Here is a 13,549-nt window from a genome sequence, read left to right as displayed (position 1 = left end):
CCTCCGCCGCATCCGCGCCAAGCTGAACGTCCACACCACCGCCGAACTCACCCGCCTGGCCATCAGCCTGGGACTGTGACCCCAGGGAACCACGGCTCCCGAGGCGAAAGGTTTCGTCGGGGCCCCGCCTCCGCTTCCGTCGCCCGACACGGACGAATGGCTGCACGGAGCCTCGTACGACGTACCACGGTGCGCCCCCGCATGCTCCTGTGGCCGGATCCGCACCCGACGTACGGTCCTCCTCCATGGGTGGTCACACGAGGGAAATGACCGGGCGCACCGAGATCGGCACCGGTGTGCTGTCGTCCGCAAAGAGCTGGTCTCCGGAGCTGGTCGTACCGGCACCGGTCTGCCGATTCGAGAATTTCCTGGGCGCCGAACGGTCCGACGCCCTGCTGGATTACGCGATCTCCCGTGAGGAGCACTTCGCCGCGGGCACCGTGATGGACCCGCTCACCGGCCGGCTCTCCGTCAAGGGCCGCGACTCCCTGGTCCTGCCGGTGTCCAGCCCCGTGCTCAGCCGTCATCTGGCGGACTGCCTCCCGCTGGTGCAGGAGGTGCTCGGGCACCGCACACCGCTCTCCCGTTCGCTCACGGTGCTGAGCTCCCACGGCGAGGGCGGCCATTTCGGCGTCCACACGGACGCCTCCCACGTCCCGGACGTCGCCACGGCCCTCTCCGCGGTCTACTACCTGCACCGCCGCCCGCGCGGCTTCGGCGGCGGACAACTGCGCCTGTACGACACCGCCGTGCGCGGCGGCCGGGCAGAACGGGCCGAATCCTGGCGGACGATCGAGCCCGACCACGATTCGCTGGTGTTCTTCCCGTCGAGCGCCTTCCACGAAGTCGTCCCGTCGACCTGCCCGTCGGGCAGGTTCTCCGACCACCGCTTCACCCTCACGACCTGGATCTCCTGAGCAAGAGGACCTCCCGTGACCGATGCTTCCGCACGGATCTGGCGGTGGCTGGCCGAAGCCGCCGAGCACACCCGCCCCTCGGAGGGCATCGCACGTGACTACCAGGGCACCAGCCCCGTGCCCCTCCCCCCGGCCGACCCCGACACCCGGCTGGACCTGCCCGGCTGACTCCGGCCCGCACACTCCTGACCGGACACGTGCGGGCCCGGAGTACGGGCCCGTGCGAGCACCTCGGCGCACCCGGTCGAGGAATGCGGGGTCGGCCACCATGACCTGGAAACTGCCCCGCCGGGATGAGCAGGACGGCGTTCCGGCTGTTCACCCGGGCCATTGGAGTGACATGCCGTTTCTCGTGACTTGCCCGTGATGTTGAGCCGGTCGACGTGCACGCATTCCTGCACGTCATCCAGCGATATTGGGAGTTAGTCATGCGCATGCGCTCTGTCCTCACCGCTTCCGTCCTGGCCGCGGGCATCCTGCTGGGCGGCACCGGAGCCGCACTGGCCGACGACGGCGAGAGCAACGCCTTCTCCGGCGGACACGCGGCCTTCGCGTCCAACTGCTCGTCGGCCGCGGCCGTTCCGGCGGCGTTCGGTCCCGTGTACACCTCGACCTGCGCGAGCGAGGGCGAGAAGGAGTGGGCGGAGTACTTCCACCTCGGCGCGCACTGACACCAGGTGACAGCGCAGGGGCAGCGGCCGACGTCGTCGGCAGCTGCCCCTGCGGCGTGTGGGGCGGCAGGACTCCGGCCGGGACCGTACCGCCTCGGCGGCGCGGCGGGCGAGGGCCCGGCGCGTTCAGTCGAGGTAGGTGAAGGCGAGCGGTGCGGTGAACCGGCCGTCGGGGGTCGCGGCGACGACGCTGACCCCGGCCTCCGAGGGCCATGCGGGGGCGGTGGCTACGACGGTGGTGTCACTGAGGACGACCGCGTCCGGTGCCTCCTGTCCGACGAAGCAGCCCTGGTCGTCCAGGACTCCGAACAGGACGCGCGTGTAGGGGGTCAGGCCGGTTCCGGCCAGGGTCACAGTGAACCCGCCGCTGCGCGGGCCGGCGTCGGGGGTGACGGAGACGACCTCCCCCACCGGATCCCCCGGATCACCCGGCCCGGCCTCGGGCGGGCACAGCTGCGTCCCCGGGCAGGACAGGCCCGTACGCGCAGCGAACCGGACGTCGCCCGGAACGGCGGCCGACGGTACCGCTGCCGAGAACAGCACCGAGGAAACGACCAGGGACACGACACCGAACAGCTGCCCGGCGGAACGGGCCGTGTGCCTCATGCGGAAACCTTCCGGCGGAGCGGCGGGAACGGGAAACGAGGAGCGAGTGGCGAGGAGCGAGGAGCGAGGAGCGACTCACCGGAGCAGCCCCCGGCGCCCCTCGCCCGGGATGTGCCCACCCCATCATCACCACGCCGGGGCCGGATCCCCGGACCGACGCGGGAGTCGGGTCCGGCAGGACCGGAACGGAGGACACGGCGCCCCTGGCGATGACCTCCATCGGCAGGAGAGCAGCCGGAAGGCCCGGGGTACCCGGGGTACATGAGCTCGCGCGGAGCCGGGGCCCCGGCACCCCCGTAGCCGGGTCCAGGGCCGCCGGCCGAACGGACGCACCGGACGCACCGGACGCACCGGATCCTCGCAGGTCGGAGGGCCGAGGGGGCCCACGGGGAGCCGCCGTAATCCGGAGGAACAGGGGCGGACCCGTTGCTACCATGGCCGTCATGGCACGAGGTATCTGGTCCCAGAGGCTGCGCACCGCCCGCTGACGGCGGCGCCCTCTCCTTGCTGAATCTGCGCTCGCCGTCCCGGTCCCGCCGGGCGGCCACCTTCCGCTGCCCGGCTCCCCTGCGAGCTGCGGAGCTTCCCTTGAACCCCACCCCGACCCCCCGTGCCGTGTCCCTGCCCGTCGCAGCGGGCGACAGCGCACACGTCCGCGCCGAAGGCGTGAGCGTCACCCGCGGGTCCCGGCGCATCCTGAACGACGTCTCGGTCACCGTCTCAACCCGGTCACGCATCGCCGTCGTCGGCGAGAACGGCCGTGGCAAGACGACGCTGCTGCACGTCCTCGCCGGGCTGATCACGCCCGACGAGGGCACCGTGCACCCGGCCGGCACCATCGGCCTGGCCCGCCAGGAGCTGTCCGCACGCGACGGTGAGACCGTCGGCACGCTGACTGCGCAGGCACTGGCCGCCTCGCTCGCCGCCCTCGCCGCGCTGGACGAGGCGACCCTCGCCATGGCCGAGGGCGATCCGGCCGCCGCCGACCGGTACGCCGCCGCACTGGACGCCGCCACCTGGCTCGACGCGTGGGACGCCGAACGCCGTGTCGACGTCGCCCTGGAGTCCCTCGGTGCGTGCACCGACCGCGACCGTCCGCTGGCGACCTTGTCGGTCGGGCAGCGCTACCGCGTCCGGCTGGCGTGCCTGCTCGGCGCGCGGCACGAAGTCCTGCTGCTCGACGAGCCGACCAACCACCTCGACGCCGGCGGGCTGGACTTCCTGACCCGCAGGCTGCGCGAACACGACGGCGGCCTCGCCGTCATCAGCCACGACCGGGCGCTGCTGCGCGACGTCGCGGACCGGTTCCTCGACCTCGACCCGACCCGCGACGGGAAGGCGCGCCTGTACTCCGGCGGCTACGACGCCTGGCAGGAGGGCCGGCGCCGCGAACGTGAGCACTGGGAGCAGGACCACGAGGAACAGCAGGCCGAGCACCGGCGGCTGCAGGACGCGGTGTCGAAGGCCCGGGACCGGCTCTCCACCGGCTGGCGGCCCGACAAGGGGACCGCGAAGCACCAGCGCCAGTCCCGTGCGCCGGGTGTCGTCCAGGCCTTCAACCGGCAGCGGGAGGCGCTGGCGGCACACCTCCTCGACGTGCCGGAACCGCCGCCCGCGCTGCGGTGGCCGGACCTCGGTGTCCGGCCGGGTACGCCGCAGCTGGGGGCGCACGGCGTCGCCGTCGACGGGCGGCTGGCCGGCCCGGTCGACCTCACCCTTGACGGCGGCGACCGGCTGCTCGTCACCGGACCGAACGGTGCCGGCAAGTCCACGCTGCTCGCGGTGCTGGCCGGTTCGCTCGAGCCCACGGCCGGGCACGTCCGCACCGCACGGGGCGCACGGGTCGTCCGGGTCACCCAGGAGACCGCCGAACAGGACCCCGGGCTCACCGCCCACGAGGTGTACGCCCGCCACGTGGGACGGCTGGTGGCCCGCGGGACCCTTCGCGACGCCGACGCCGTCCCTCTCGTGGCGCTCGGGCTGCTGGACCCGGAGGCGCTGTGCACGCCGGTCGGCCGGATGTCGCAGGGCCAGCGGCGGCGCCTCGACCTGGCGCTGGCGCTGGCCGGGCGGCCCGGGCTGATCCTGCTCGACGAGCCGACCAACCACCTGTCGTCGGTGCTGGTCGACGAGCTGACCGACGCGATCCGTGCCACGAGCGCCGCCGTCGTGGTCGCCACGCACGACCGGCAGTTGCTGCGGGACCTCGCGGACTGGCCCCGTCTGGAGGTGGGCCCTTCCCCGGCCCGGGCGGACCGGTCCGGCGCGACCCGTACACCGGAAGGGCAGACGCCGATGTGATCGCCGGCAGGCCCGCGCCCGCGGGAGGCCCGAGGCGCCGTCATGTGCTGCACGGCGGGGCCTTCGTCTTCGGCGACCTGGACACCGAGCACCCTGGGCCACGAGGTGCCCGTTCCAGCGACTCCGAAGCCGTTGTTCCCTCGCAGACAGGGCTGAGGCCGACACCGGCGGGGCAGCCGTCCGGACGCCCCTGTCGTGCGGGTTCGGGCGCGTGAGCCTCACATGGCTTCGCAGCGCCAGCGGTGACCGGTCGGCGGTCCCGCCGCCCGCCCGTGACCTTCGGGGCCGCCGTCAGCTGACGGCCGTGCCGAACCACTTGGTCAGGTGGGTGAGCAGGTCCTGCTGGTCCTCGCCGGCCCAGGCCACGTGCCCGTCCGGGCGCAGGAGTACGGCGGGTACGTCGAATTCCTCGCTGACGTCGACGACGTGGTCGACCCGGTCCGTCCAGCCCTCGGCGGAGAGCCGGCCGGTCTGGTCGAGCAGCAGTCCGCGGCCGCCGTGCATCAGCTCGTAGAGGCGGCCCCGCTTCAGCTGCACGTCCCGCAGCCGCCGGCCGAGCAGGTCGTGGCCCTCGCCGAAGTCGTAGCGGACCCCGACCGCGGTGATCATCCCGGTCACGTACCGGTTCACCTCCTCGAAGTCCATCAGCTTCGAGAACAGCTCCCGCAGCGCGGTCGCACCCGCACCGGCCCCCAGCAGCGTGATCTGCGCGCGGGTGTTGGCCAGTACGGCGGCGCCCACCGGATGCCGTTCGGCGTGGTAACTGTCCAGCAGCCCCTCCGGTGCCCAGCCGTCGACCGCGGCGGCCAGTTTCCAGCCGAGGTTGAACGCGTCCTGCACGCCGAGGTTCAGCCCCTGCCCGCCGGTCGGCGGGTGGATGTGCGCCGCGTCCCCGGCCAGCAGCACCCGGCCGACGCGGTAGCGCTCGGCCTGCCGGGTGGCGTCGCCGAACCGGGACAGCCAGCGCGGCGAGTGCGCGCCGAAGTCGGTGCCCGCGTAGGCCCTCAGCTGCTGGGTGAACTCCTCGAGGGTCGGTGGGGTCGTACGGTCCTCGGCCACGCCGTCGGCGGGCACGATGACGCGGCACACCCCGGACTCGCCGGGAGCGACTCCGAACCGCAGCTCGGTCTTGCGGACCTCCTCGACGACGGCGGCGATCGTCTGCGGATCCGCGGTCACCTCCATTTCGCCCAGCAGCGTCTCGACCGTGGCGGGCTCACCCGGGAAACCGACGCCGATCAGCTTGCGCACCGTGCTGCGTCCGCCGTCGCACCCGACGAGGTAGCGCGAGCGCAGTTGCGTACCGTCCGCGAGGTCCACCGTCACCCCGTCCGCGTCCTGGCTCAGCCCGACCACTTCGCAGCCGCGCCGGATCTCGGCACCCAGCTCGAGGGCACGCTCGTTCAGCAGCCGTTCGGTGACCGGCTGCGGGGTGGCGAGGCCGTACGGGGGCGCGGTGTCCAGCAGGTCCGGCCACGGCTTGACGATGCCGCCGAAGAGACCTCCGACACGGAACTGCTCGCTGACCGCGAGGAACCGGTCGAGCAGGCCTCGCTGATCCATCAGCTCGACGCTGCGTACGTGCAGGCCCTGCCCGCGGGACTGCCCGCTCGGTTCGGTCAGCTTCTCCAGCACGGCCACCTGCACACCGTGCAGCCGCAACTCGGCGGCCAGCATCAATCCCGTCGGTCCACCGCCGGCGATGATCACGTCCGTCACAAGGATCCCTCTTCCCAGGTTGTGGCTTCGGCCGCCGATTGTGTGGCATGACCCGGGTCTTGCCACAAGCCCCCCGGTGCGCTATAAGTTGAGAGTGGCAAGGAGTGGGTTACCTCCTTGCCTTTCGTTTTGTCGCGCGTCCGAACCTCCGGTCCGACCCTCCGCTCCGTACCTCCTCGACGGCGTCGGACATCCCTGCGACGGCGGAGCGGTCCGGGCTCTCCACCGATGCCTGCTGCCGGTCGGCGGCGAAGGCAGGCTGTCGTACGCGCCGGACCTGTCCCTTCGTCGAGGCGCATCCCCGTCACCGCCGGAACCGACTACGGGTGGACGGTCACGGAGTCCACCAGCCCCTTGGCCTCACGGCGCTGACTGCCGTCGCCCGCCTCCGAGGTGACGGATTCCGGGCAGCTGATGGAACCTCAGATGGGTGCTGCATACATTGGTGTTCGTCTGATGACTGTTCGACCAACGAGCTCAGGTGGTGCTTCGGCGTGCTCTCAGCCTCCGTCCGCGATACGGGAGTCCGGTACGAGTGCGGGGACGACGCCGGGCGGAGACCTTCGGCCTTCCTGTTCGGACGGACGCGTGCCCTCTTCGGCCAGGACCGCGCGCAGCGCTGACCGGCCACGGCCCGGTCCGCCGCGTGCGCGGGCCCCGCCCATGCCAGCCCGAACATCCCGCCCCAGGCACGGAGACCGTCATGACCACCCGTAACCCCCTCCCCGACGCCACGTCACCCGCACCCCCGGCAGGCCCGAAGGCCGCCCCCGGAGCGGGCGTCGCCGCCCCCTGGCTCGTCCTGCTCGCGGCTCCGCTCGCGGCCTCCGCCAACGGGCCGGTGCTGATCCTCCCCGACATCGGGCGCAGCCTCGGCGTCTCCCCCACGACCGCGTCGCTCCTCGTCACCGTCTTCGCCTGGGCCGTCGCGGTCGGCACCCCGCTCACGGCCGCGCTGGTGCGCCGCCGGGGCCTGCGCGTCGCACTCCGCGCCTCCACGGCCCTGCTCGTCGCCGGGTCCGCCACCCTCGCCCTGGCTCCCTGGCTGCCGCTGCTGATCGTCGGGCGCGCCGCGCAGGCCCTGGGAGGCGCAGGCCTGGTGGCGGTCGCGATGAACCTCGCGGGGTCGGTCCGCCGCATGGGGGCCATCTCGGCCGGCTTCGGAGTCTTCGGCGCCGTCGGCCCGCTCGCCGGGTCGCTGCTCAGTGACACGCTGTCCTGGCGGGCGGCCCTGCTGGCCACTCTGCTGAGCCTGATCGCCGTACCCGTCGTCGCCCGCCGCCTCCCGGCCCACAGCGACGCCGACGGAACCCCGTTCGACGCCCGGGGCGCGCTCCTGCTCACCTTCGTGGTCACCGCGCTCGTCGTGCTCCCCCACCACCCGGGCCTCGCCGCGACCGCTGCCGGAATCGGGATCGCGGCCCTCGTGGCCCATGTGCGCACCCGTCCGGAGGGGTTCCTCCCGGCGCACCTGCTGCGCACCCCGGCGTTCCTGATCGCTGCCCCCCTCGCGGGGGCACTGGCGACCTCGTACTTCGCGATGCTGTTCGCCGTCCCGCGCCTGCTCGCCGACAGGACCGACTGGAGCACGGACCGGATCGGGATCCTTCAGATGGCCGCCCTGCTCGCCGGCGCCGCGACGTCGTGGACCATGGCCTCCCTGTCGGCCAGGACGGGCCGCCGCACCACCCTGACCGTCGCACTGGTCCTCGGTGCCGCCGCGCCCCTCGCCGCCGTCCTCGCTTCCGGGGCCCCGCCGCTGCTCCTCGTGACGGCGGCGGCGACCGCCGCGGCCACGCTGGGCAACGCGGCGCTGGGGGTGATGGCCGCCGATTCCACGACGACCGCCCGGCGGCCGGCGGCCATCGGGCTGGTCAACCTGTGCTACCAACTCGGCGGCGCCTTCGGGCCGGTTCTCGCACTCCTCGCCGTCGCACCGTGAGCCGGCCGGTGCGTGCCACCCGTGTCCGGTCCGGGACGGTCACGGCTGCGATAATCACGAACGGGTGCGGGCTTCCGACGAGGCCGCGCCGGCCGGACAGGACCACTGGGGGGCGGAATTGATCACCGAGCCTGAGCTCGACGGGGAATGGGGGGCTTCGCCTTCGGCGGGGACTGCGCAGGAGCTCGCCCCGCGCGAGCAGGTGGCGGGCCGTTCGCGGCCGTGGCTGTGGGCGCTGGGCGGTGCCGTGGCGGCTTCGGCGGTGTGGGCGGGGGGCCTGCACGCGGTCGGGGACCGGCAGGCCGGGCCGGCACTCTCGTACCGGGCCAGCAAGAACCTCTGCGAGGACTTCAGGACACAGGCACTCGACCGGATCACGGGGGACCTGCGCAAGAGCAGGCCGGTGAACCACGAAGAGGGCCACCCCGCGGTGGATGCGGCCGTATGCGTCATGGCGGACGGCGGGGATTCGCCGGAGTACCTCGTGCGCGCGCACGTCGCCCTGCACAAGAAGACGGACCCCGCGGCCGAGTTCGACGTGCCGCCGGTCCTCGCCGTCGCCTCGCTGGGGCCCGCGCGCACGGAAGCGGTGCCGGGCCTCGGTGAGCGGGCCGTGATGTCCGTGTCCGTCACCGGGCAGATGATCGCGCTCAAGGTGCTGGACGGCGGTGCGGTGTTCACGGTCCAGGTGGAACACAGCAAATCCGGGCCGACCGGCTACCCCGTCGCCATGGACGTCCCCGCGGTCCAGGCGGCGCTGATCACGGACACGGGGGACCTGATCGCGGCCCTCAAGGAGTGATGCCGGGATGAGTAGGAGGCACCGGGTGGTCTGAGTACCCCGGCCGGTGTGCCCCTCCCGCGGGTCTGTTGCACTGGGGTCATGAGCGAGAAGCCGCCCGGAGGGACCCTGGCGCGGGGCGGATCGCCGAGGGGGAGGAGACCCGATGACCAGTCGCCCGAGCCCGGCTCCGCCGGGCACGAAGCCGTGCCAGTGGTGCGGGCGCCCCGTCCCGCAGCCGTTCCCGATCGTGCGCAAGCTCCATTGCAACACCAGGCACTGGCTGCGCGACGTCCGCGACAACTTCTGGAGGAGGCTGTGGGACAACCTCTGAGGCCGTGGGTCCGGTCATGGGCCGGCTGAGCTGCCGCCCCGTCGCGGACGGCGGGGCGGCAGGTGTCCCTAGCCGGGATCCTGGCCCGGTGCCGCGGGCCCGTCTGCCGGGGCGGCCCCGGCCGCGGGAGGTGCGGGCTCCACCGCCTCGTCCTCGTCTCCGGCGTGGGCGCGCAGGTGCCCGACCACCGTATTGGCCACGGCGACCAGAGGAACGGCGACGACCGCTCCGCCGATGCCGGCCACGACTCCGCCGGTGGCGACGGACAGCACGACGGCCAGGGGGTGGACGCGCACGGCCCGCCCCAGGATGAACGGCTGCAGTACGTGGCCCTCGATCTGCTGGACGACGAGCACCACCAGCAGGGCCATCAGCGCGGTGAACACGCCCTGGGTGACCAGTGCGACGACCACCGCGAGGGCCCCGGACGCGACGGCGCCGACGAGGGGCACGAACGACGCCAGGAAGATCACCACGCCGATGGGGACGGCCAGCGGCACGCCGAGGAAGTAGATGCCCAGTCCGATGAACAGGGCGTCGATGAAGGCGACGATCAGCGTGCCGCGGACGTACGCGGTGAGCGTCTGCCAGGCCGGCGGGCCGGCGTCCGCCACGTCCGGCCGAGCGCCGGCCGGCACCAGCTTGAGCGTCCACTGCCAGATGCGCTTGCCGTCGTACAGCAGGAACAGCGTGGAGAACATCGCCAGGAGCATCCCGGTGAGCACCTCGACGAGGACGGTCACCCCTTGGAGACCGGTCGAGGTGATTTCGCTGGTACTGGTGCCGATGGCGTTGCTGAGGCTCTCGGCGACGTCGTTGATCTGCTGCTCGGTCACGTGGAAGGGGCTTTCGAGGAGCCACCGTTTCAGTTCCTCGATGCCCTCCTGGAGGCGGCCCGACAGGTTGCCGACGTTGTCGAGCACCTGCCAGACGACGAACCAGCCGACCAGACCGAGCACGAGGAACCCGCAGATCGCGGTGAAGGCGGTGGCGAGGCCCCGGGACAGGCCGGCGCGGTGCAGCCGGGAGACCGTCGGCTCCAGCAGCGCGGTGATCAGCAGCGAGGCGGCGAAGGCGAGGACGACGAGCCGTACGGACCCGATCACCCGCATCACGACCCACAGGGCCGCGGCGAGGACCAGGAACCGCCAGCCCGCCTCGGCGGCCACCCGTACGCCCCAGGGCACCATCAGCCCGGGGTCCGGGTTGCGGGGACGGGCCCGGCGGGCCTCGGCCGCGCGCAGCCGCTCGGCTGCCGCCTCGGTGTCGCGGCGTGCCACCGCCTGTGCGCGGCGCTCCCCGAGCGCGGCGGCGCCCTCTTTGACGCGGCCGAGCCACGTACCGATTCCGGGCATCCGGAACCTCCTTCCGTCTGGCTCCTCGCCTGCCCCGGATTCCCCCGATCAGGCACCTCCGCATCCGGCTCGGCCCGGGCTCGGAGGCGACGGCTCCGCCCCGGTCAGTCCTGGGCGGCGCCGAAATCGGGCAGGGTGAGCGAACCGTCCTCCGACAGGGGGAATCCCGGGTTGTACGCGACCTCCCAGGCGTGGCCGTCGGGATCGGTGAAGGCGCTGGAGTAGAAGCCGATCGCATGGACGGCCGCGGGCTTGGTGACGGTGCCGCCGGCCCTCCGTACGCGGTCGAGGAGTGCGTCCACCTCGGCTTCGGACCGGACGTTGTGGGCCAGGGCGATCCCTGCGAACCCGCTCGCGGGGCCGGGGCTCAGGCCGCAGTCCACCGCCAGCGCGTCCCGGTCCCACAGGACCAGTCCCAGCCCTCCGGCCTGGAAGAAGACCGTCTCCGCGACCTCCTGGCCCCGCCAGCCCAGGGCCTCGTAGAACTCCTTGGCGCGGGCGAGATCGGAGACGCCCAGGGTGACCAGGGTGATGCGCTGTTCCATGGCAGCACGGTAGACCAGCCCGCCCGGCCGGGGCGGTCGTGCGGCCCCGGGATCCTCAGCGGGTCGTCCAGCCACCGTCGACGACGAGGGAGGCCCCGGTCATGTGCGAGGACATGTCCGAGGCGAGGAAAACGGCCGCGGCCGCGATCTCGTCCCAGGCGGCCCAGGCGGCCCAGGAGCGTGCGGGCCTCCACGTCGCGCCGCATGGCCCCGGGGTCGGGTGCGGCGCGGAAGACCTCGTCGAGGAGCTGGGTGTCGACCGGCCCGGGACAGAGGGCGTTGCTGCAGATGCCCGCCTTCGCGTGGTCGACGGCCGTGGCCTTCGTCAGCTGGATGGCCGCCCCCTTCGAGGCGAAGTACGCCGCCACGCCCGCGTCCCCCACCACACCGCGCTCCGAGGCGACGTTGACGATGACCCCGCCGCCGCGGGCGGTCATCGCCGGGACGGAGGCGTTACGAGGGGACGCCGCCGGGCTGCGGCTCGGGCGCTCCCGGCTCCTGCGACGGCTCGCTGAGCTGCTCGCGCAGGTAGTTCCAGACCACTCCGATCAGCGCGGCCACCGGGACCGCGAGGAGGCTGCCGACGACCCCGGCCAGGCTGCCGCCCAGCGTCACGGCCAGCAGGACCACCGCCGCGTGGAGGCCCAGGCCGCGGCTCTGGATCATGGGCTGGAAGACGTTTCCTTCGAGCTGCTGCACCCCGACGATGATGGCGAGCACGATCAGCGCGTCGGTCAGGCCGTTCGACACCAGCGCGATGAGCACGGCGATGAATCCGGCGAACAGGGCTCCCACGATCGGCACGAACGCGGAGACGAAGGTGAGCACGGCCAGCGGGAGGACGAGGGGGACGCCCACGATCCACAGGCCGAGGCCGATGAAGACGGCGTCGAGCAGGCCGACGAAGGCCTGGGAGCGGACGAACGAGCCGAGGGTGTCCCAGCTGCGTGCGGCGACGACGGGGACGTCGGTGGCGAGCCGGCCGGGGAGCTGGCGGGTGATCCACGGCAGGAACCGCGGTCCGTCCTTGAGGAAGAAGAACATCAGGAAGAGCGCCAGGACGGCGGTGATCAGACCGTTGAACACGGTGCTGACGCCGGTGGCGACGGTGCTGACCGTGCTGCCGACGCTGTTCTGGAGGCGGGCGACGGCGGCGTCGAAGGCGCCGCTGATCTGGTCGTCGCCGATGTTCAGCGGCGGCCCGGCGGCCCAGCCGCGCAGTTTCTGGATGCCTTCGACCACGCCGTCGACCAGCTCACCGGACTGGGATGCCACCGGGACGGCGATCAGTGCCACGATGCCCGCGGCGACCAGGAGGAAGAGCACGGTCACCGTCGCCGCGGCCAGTGCGGGCCGCCAGCCCCACCGACGCAGGCGGGACGCCAGGGGCCAGGTCAGCGTGGTGAGGAGCAGCCCCACTATCAGCGGCCAGACGACCGACCACATCCGCCCCAGGAGCCACAGGGCCACCCCTGTCATCACCAGGACCAGCAGCAACTCGGCGGAGACACGCGCCGAAGTGCGCAGCGCGGCGGCGGACTTCCTCGAACTCAAGGTCACAGACATGGGGTCACCCTATTCGCACCCTCGCGCCCCTCGGCGACCCGGCGGGGCGGCGTACGGCCCGATGCGCGCGGACGTGCCCCCCGGCCGCGTGCGTCACGGTTCAGGCGAGCAGCGAGGCGGCCTGCCGGCGAGCCTCGTCGAGCCACTCCGCGCGTTCCTCGTCGGCGGAGTCGGTGACGGTGCGGAAGACGACCCGGCGTACGTCGGCCACTCCCACGTACGGCAGGACGCAGGCCGACCAGATGCGCTGCAGCGGATCGCCGAACTCGGACTCCTCCCGCTCGGCAGGAGTGTCGGACGTGTTCAGGACGAGCGCCTTGCCGGCCTTGAGGAGCCCTACGGGCTCTCCGTCCGCGGTACCCAGCTTGTAGGCGACTCCGGGTACGAGGACGCGCTGCAGCCAGCCGGTGAGGACTGCCGGCGGCATGCCCCACCAGTTCGGGTGGACGAACACGAGGGCGTCCAGGGCCGCCACCTCGGTCCGGTGCAGCGCGACCTGCGCGTCGACGGCCGGTGCCGCCGAGCCGACCGTCCCCGTCTCGTCGGCCGACAGGTGCGGTGCGAACCCCTCGGCGCACAGGTCGTGCGCCCGTACCTGGCACCCGCGGGCGCGCAGCTCCCCCACCACGGCCTCGAACACGGCGTGGTTGAAACTCCCCGGCCGCGGATGTGCGAGATAGACGCCTATGCGCATGGTTGTCCCCCAGTCAGCGGCTGATCGTCGTCCCCAGTGCACCACAGCGGCCCTCGGGGCCGTGTGCGGATTGCACACCACGTCGGTGACAGTCGTGACTGTCGCGGCGCACGGTCCG

The 13,549-nt window shown here is 72.9% G+C and carries 13 protein-coding genes and 2 pseudogenes; 7 read left to right on the top strand and 8 right to left on the bottom strand.

What is annotated here, in order from left to right:
• Window positions 1-266 precede the first annotated feature (266 nt).
• From ACFWUZ_RS20095 to ACFWUZ_RS20085, 3 genes are all read left to right on the top strand, one after another.
• Window positions 267-917 carry a 2OG-Fe(II) oxygenase gene (locus ACFWUZ_RS20095; protein ID WP_384374269.1) on the top strand — a complete coding sequence of 217 codons (651 nt, stop codon included), beginning with the start codon at window positions 267-269 and terminating at the stop codon, window positions 915-917.
• 15 nt (window positions 918-932) lie between these two features.
• Window positions 933-1,085 carry a hypothetical protein gene (locus ACFWUZ_RS20090; RefSeq protein ID WP_384374266.1) on the top strand — a complete coding sequence of 51 codons (153 nt, stop codon included), beginning with the start codon at window positions 933-935 and terminating at the stop codon, window positions 1,083-1,085.
• A gap of 260 nt (window positions 1,086-1,345) precedes the next feature.
• On the top strand, window positions 1,346-1,588 hold the full coding sequence (locus tag ACFWUZ_RS20085; protein WP_384374263.1) for a hypothetical protein: 243 nt from the start codon (window positions 1,346-1,348) through the stop codon (window positions 1,586-1,588).
• 126 nt (window positions 1,589-1,714) lie between these two features.
• Here ACFWUZ_RS20085 and ACFWUZ_RS20080 read toward each other — a convergent pair whose 3' ends face one another.
• Window positions 1,715-2,194 carry an IPT/TIG domain-containing protein gene (locus tag ACFWUZ_RS20080; RefSeq protein ID WP_384374260.1) on the bottom strand — a complete coding sequence of 160 codons (480 nt, stop codon included), beginning with the start codon at window positions 2,192-2,194 and terminating at the stop codon, window positions 1,715-1,717.
• Window positions 2,195-2,782: 588 nt separating this feature from the next.
• Between ACFWUZ_RS20080 and ACFWUZ_RS20075 the strand changes: the two genes are divergently transcribed.
• On the top strand, window positions 2,783-4,495 hold the full coding sequence (locus tag ACFWUZ_RS20075) for an ABC-F family ATP-binding cassette domain-containing protein (protein WP_384374257.1): 1,713 nt from the start codon (window positions 2,783-2,785) through the stop codon (window positions 4,493-4,495).
• A gap of 291 nt (window positions 4,496-4,786) precedes the next feature.
• On the opposite strand, the gene rox is transcribed toward ACFWUZ_RS20075, so the two are convergent.
• On the bottom strand, window positions 4,787-6,214 hold the full coding sequence (gene rox / locus ACFWUZ_RS20070) for a rifampin monooxygenase (RefSeq protein WP_384374254.1): 1,428 nt from the start codon (window positions 6,212-6,214) through the stop codon (window positions 4,787-4,789).
• Window positions 6,215-6,917: 703 nt separating this feature from the next.
• On the opposite strand from rox, the gene ACFWUZ_RS20065 reads away from it, so the two are divergent.
• The 3 genes from ACFWUZ_RS20065 (at window position 6,918) to ACFWUZ_RS20055 (ending at window position 9,271) form a co-directional block, all read left to right on the top strand.
• Window positions 6,918-8,156 (top strand): MFS transporter, encoded by a 1,239-nt coding sequence (locus ACFWUZ_RS20065; RefSeq protein ID WP_384374251.1) that lies wholly within the window; start codon window positions 6,918-6,920, stop codon window positions 8,154-8,156.
• A gap of 64 nt (window positions 8,157-8,220) precedes the next feature.
• Window positions 8,221-8,958, top strand: coding sequence for a hypothetical protein (locus tag ACFWUZ_RS20060; RefSeq protein ID WP_384374248.1), 738 nt, complete (start codon window positions 8,221-8,223; stop codon window positions 8,956-8,958).
• A gap of 145 nt (window positions 8,959-9,103) precedes the next feature.
• On the top strand, window positions 9,104-9,271 hold the full coding sequence (locus ACFWUZ_RS20055) for a hypothetical protein (RefSeq protein WP_384374245.1): 168 nt from the start codon (window positions 9,104-9,106) through the stop codon (window positions 9,269-9,271).
• Window positions 9,272-9,339: 68 nt separating this feature from the next.
• Here ACFWUZ_RS20055 and ACFWUZ_RS20050 read toward each other — a convergent pair whose 3' ends face one another.
• The 6 genes and pseudogenes from ACFWUZ_RS20050 to ACFWUZ_RS20025 all read right to left on the bottom strand — a co-directional run bounded on the left by ACFWUZ_RS20050 (window position 9,340) and on the right by ACFWUZ_RS20025 (window position 13,431).
• Window positions 9,340-10,626 carry an AI-2E family transporter gene (locus ACFWUZ_RS20050; RefSeq protein ID WP_384374242.1) on the bottom strand — a complete coding sequence of 429 codons (1,287 nt, stop codon included), beginning with the start codon at window positions 10,624-10,626 and terminating at the stop codon, window positions 9,340-9,342.
• A gap of 104 nt (window positions 10,627-10,730) precedes the next feature.
• Window positions 10,731-11,171 (bottom strand): VOC family protein, encoded by a 441-nt coding sequence (locus ACFWUZ_RS20045; RefSeq protein WP_384374239.1) that lies wholly within the window; start codon window positions 11,169-11,171, stop codon window positions 10,731-10,733.
• A 55-nt stretch (window positions 11,172-11,226) separates the two neighbouring features.
• A pseudogene (locus ACFWUZ_RS20040) lies at window positions 11,227-11,334 on the bottom strand (SDR family oxidoreductase); the annotation flags it as partial.
• 73 nt (window positions 11,335-11,407) lie between these two features.
• Window positions 11,408-11,608 (bottom strand): annotated as a pseudogene (locus tag ACFWUZ_RS20035) (SDR family NAD(P)-dependent oxidoreductase); the annotation flags it as partial.
• Window positions 11,609-11,624: 16 nt separating this feature from the next.
• Window positions 11,625-12,737 carry an AI-2E family transporter gene (locus ACFWUZ_RS20030; protein ID WP_384374236.1) on the bottom strand — a complete coding sequence of 371 codons (1,113 nt, stop codon included), beginning with the start codon at window positions 12,735-12,737 and terminating at the stop codon, window positions 11,625-11,627.
• A gap of 100 nt (window positions 12,738-12,837) precedes the next feature.
• Window positions 12,838-13,431, bottom strand: coding sequence for an NAD(P)H-dependent oxidoreductase (locus tag ACFWUZ_RS20025; RefSeq protein WP_384374233.1), 594 nt, complete (start codon window positions 13,429-13,431; stop codon window positions 12,838-12,840).
• Between the last annotated feature and the right edge of the window lie 118 nt (window positions 13,432-13,549).

The organism is Streptomyces sp. NPDC058646 (assembly GCF_042716875.1).
Classification (GTDB): domain Bacteria; phylum Actinomycetota; class Actinomycetes; order Streptomycetales; family Streptomycetaceae; genus Streptomyces.
Note: the sequence above shows the minus strand (reverse complement) of the source record. Positions and strands in the feature narration are given on the sequence as shown.

Bases quoted from the DNA above. Each gene is read 5' to 3' on its own strand.
- ACFWUZ_RS20095 (WP_384374269.1), top strand. From the start codon at position 267: ATGACCGGGCGCACCGAGATCGGCACCGGTGTGCTGTCGTCCGCAAAG.
- ACFWUZ_RS20085 (WP_384374263.1), top strand. From the start codon at position 1,346: ATGCGCATGCGCTCTGTCCTCACCGCTTCCGTCCTGGCCGCGGGCATC.
- ACFWUZ_RS20080 (WP_384374260.1), bottom strand. From the start codon at position 2,194: ATGAGGCACACGGCCCGTTCCGCCGGGCAGCTGTTCGGTGTCGTGTCC.
- ACFWUZ_RS20065 (WP_384374251.1), top strand. From the start codon at position 6,918: ATGACCACCCGTAACCCCCTCCCCGACGCCACGTCACCCGCACCCCCG.
- ACFWUZ_RS20055 (WP_384374245.1), top strand. From the start codon at position 9,104: ATGACCAGTCGCCCGAGCCCGGCTCCGCCGGGCACGAAGCCGTGCCAG.
- ACFWUZ_RS20050 (WP_384374242.1), bottom strand. From the start codon at position 10,626: ATGCCCGGAATCGGTACGTGGCTCGGCCGCGTCAAAGAGGGCGCCGCC.
- ACFWUZ_RS20045 (WP_384374239.1), bottom strand. From the start codon at position 11,171: ATGGAACAGCGCATCACCCTGGTCACCCTGGGCGTCTCCGATCTCGCC.
- ACFWUZ_RS20030 (WP_384374236.1), bottom strand. From the start codon at position 12,737: ATGTCTGTGACCTTGAGTTCGAGGAAGTCCGCCGCCGCGCTGCGCACT.
- ACFWUZ_RS20025 (WP_384374233.1), bottom strand. From the start codon at position 13,431: ATGCGCATAGGCGTCTATCTCGCACATCCGCGGCCGGGGAGTTTCAAC.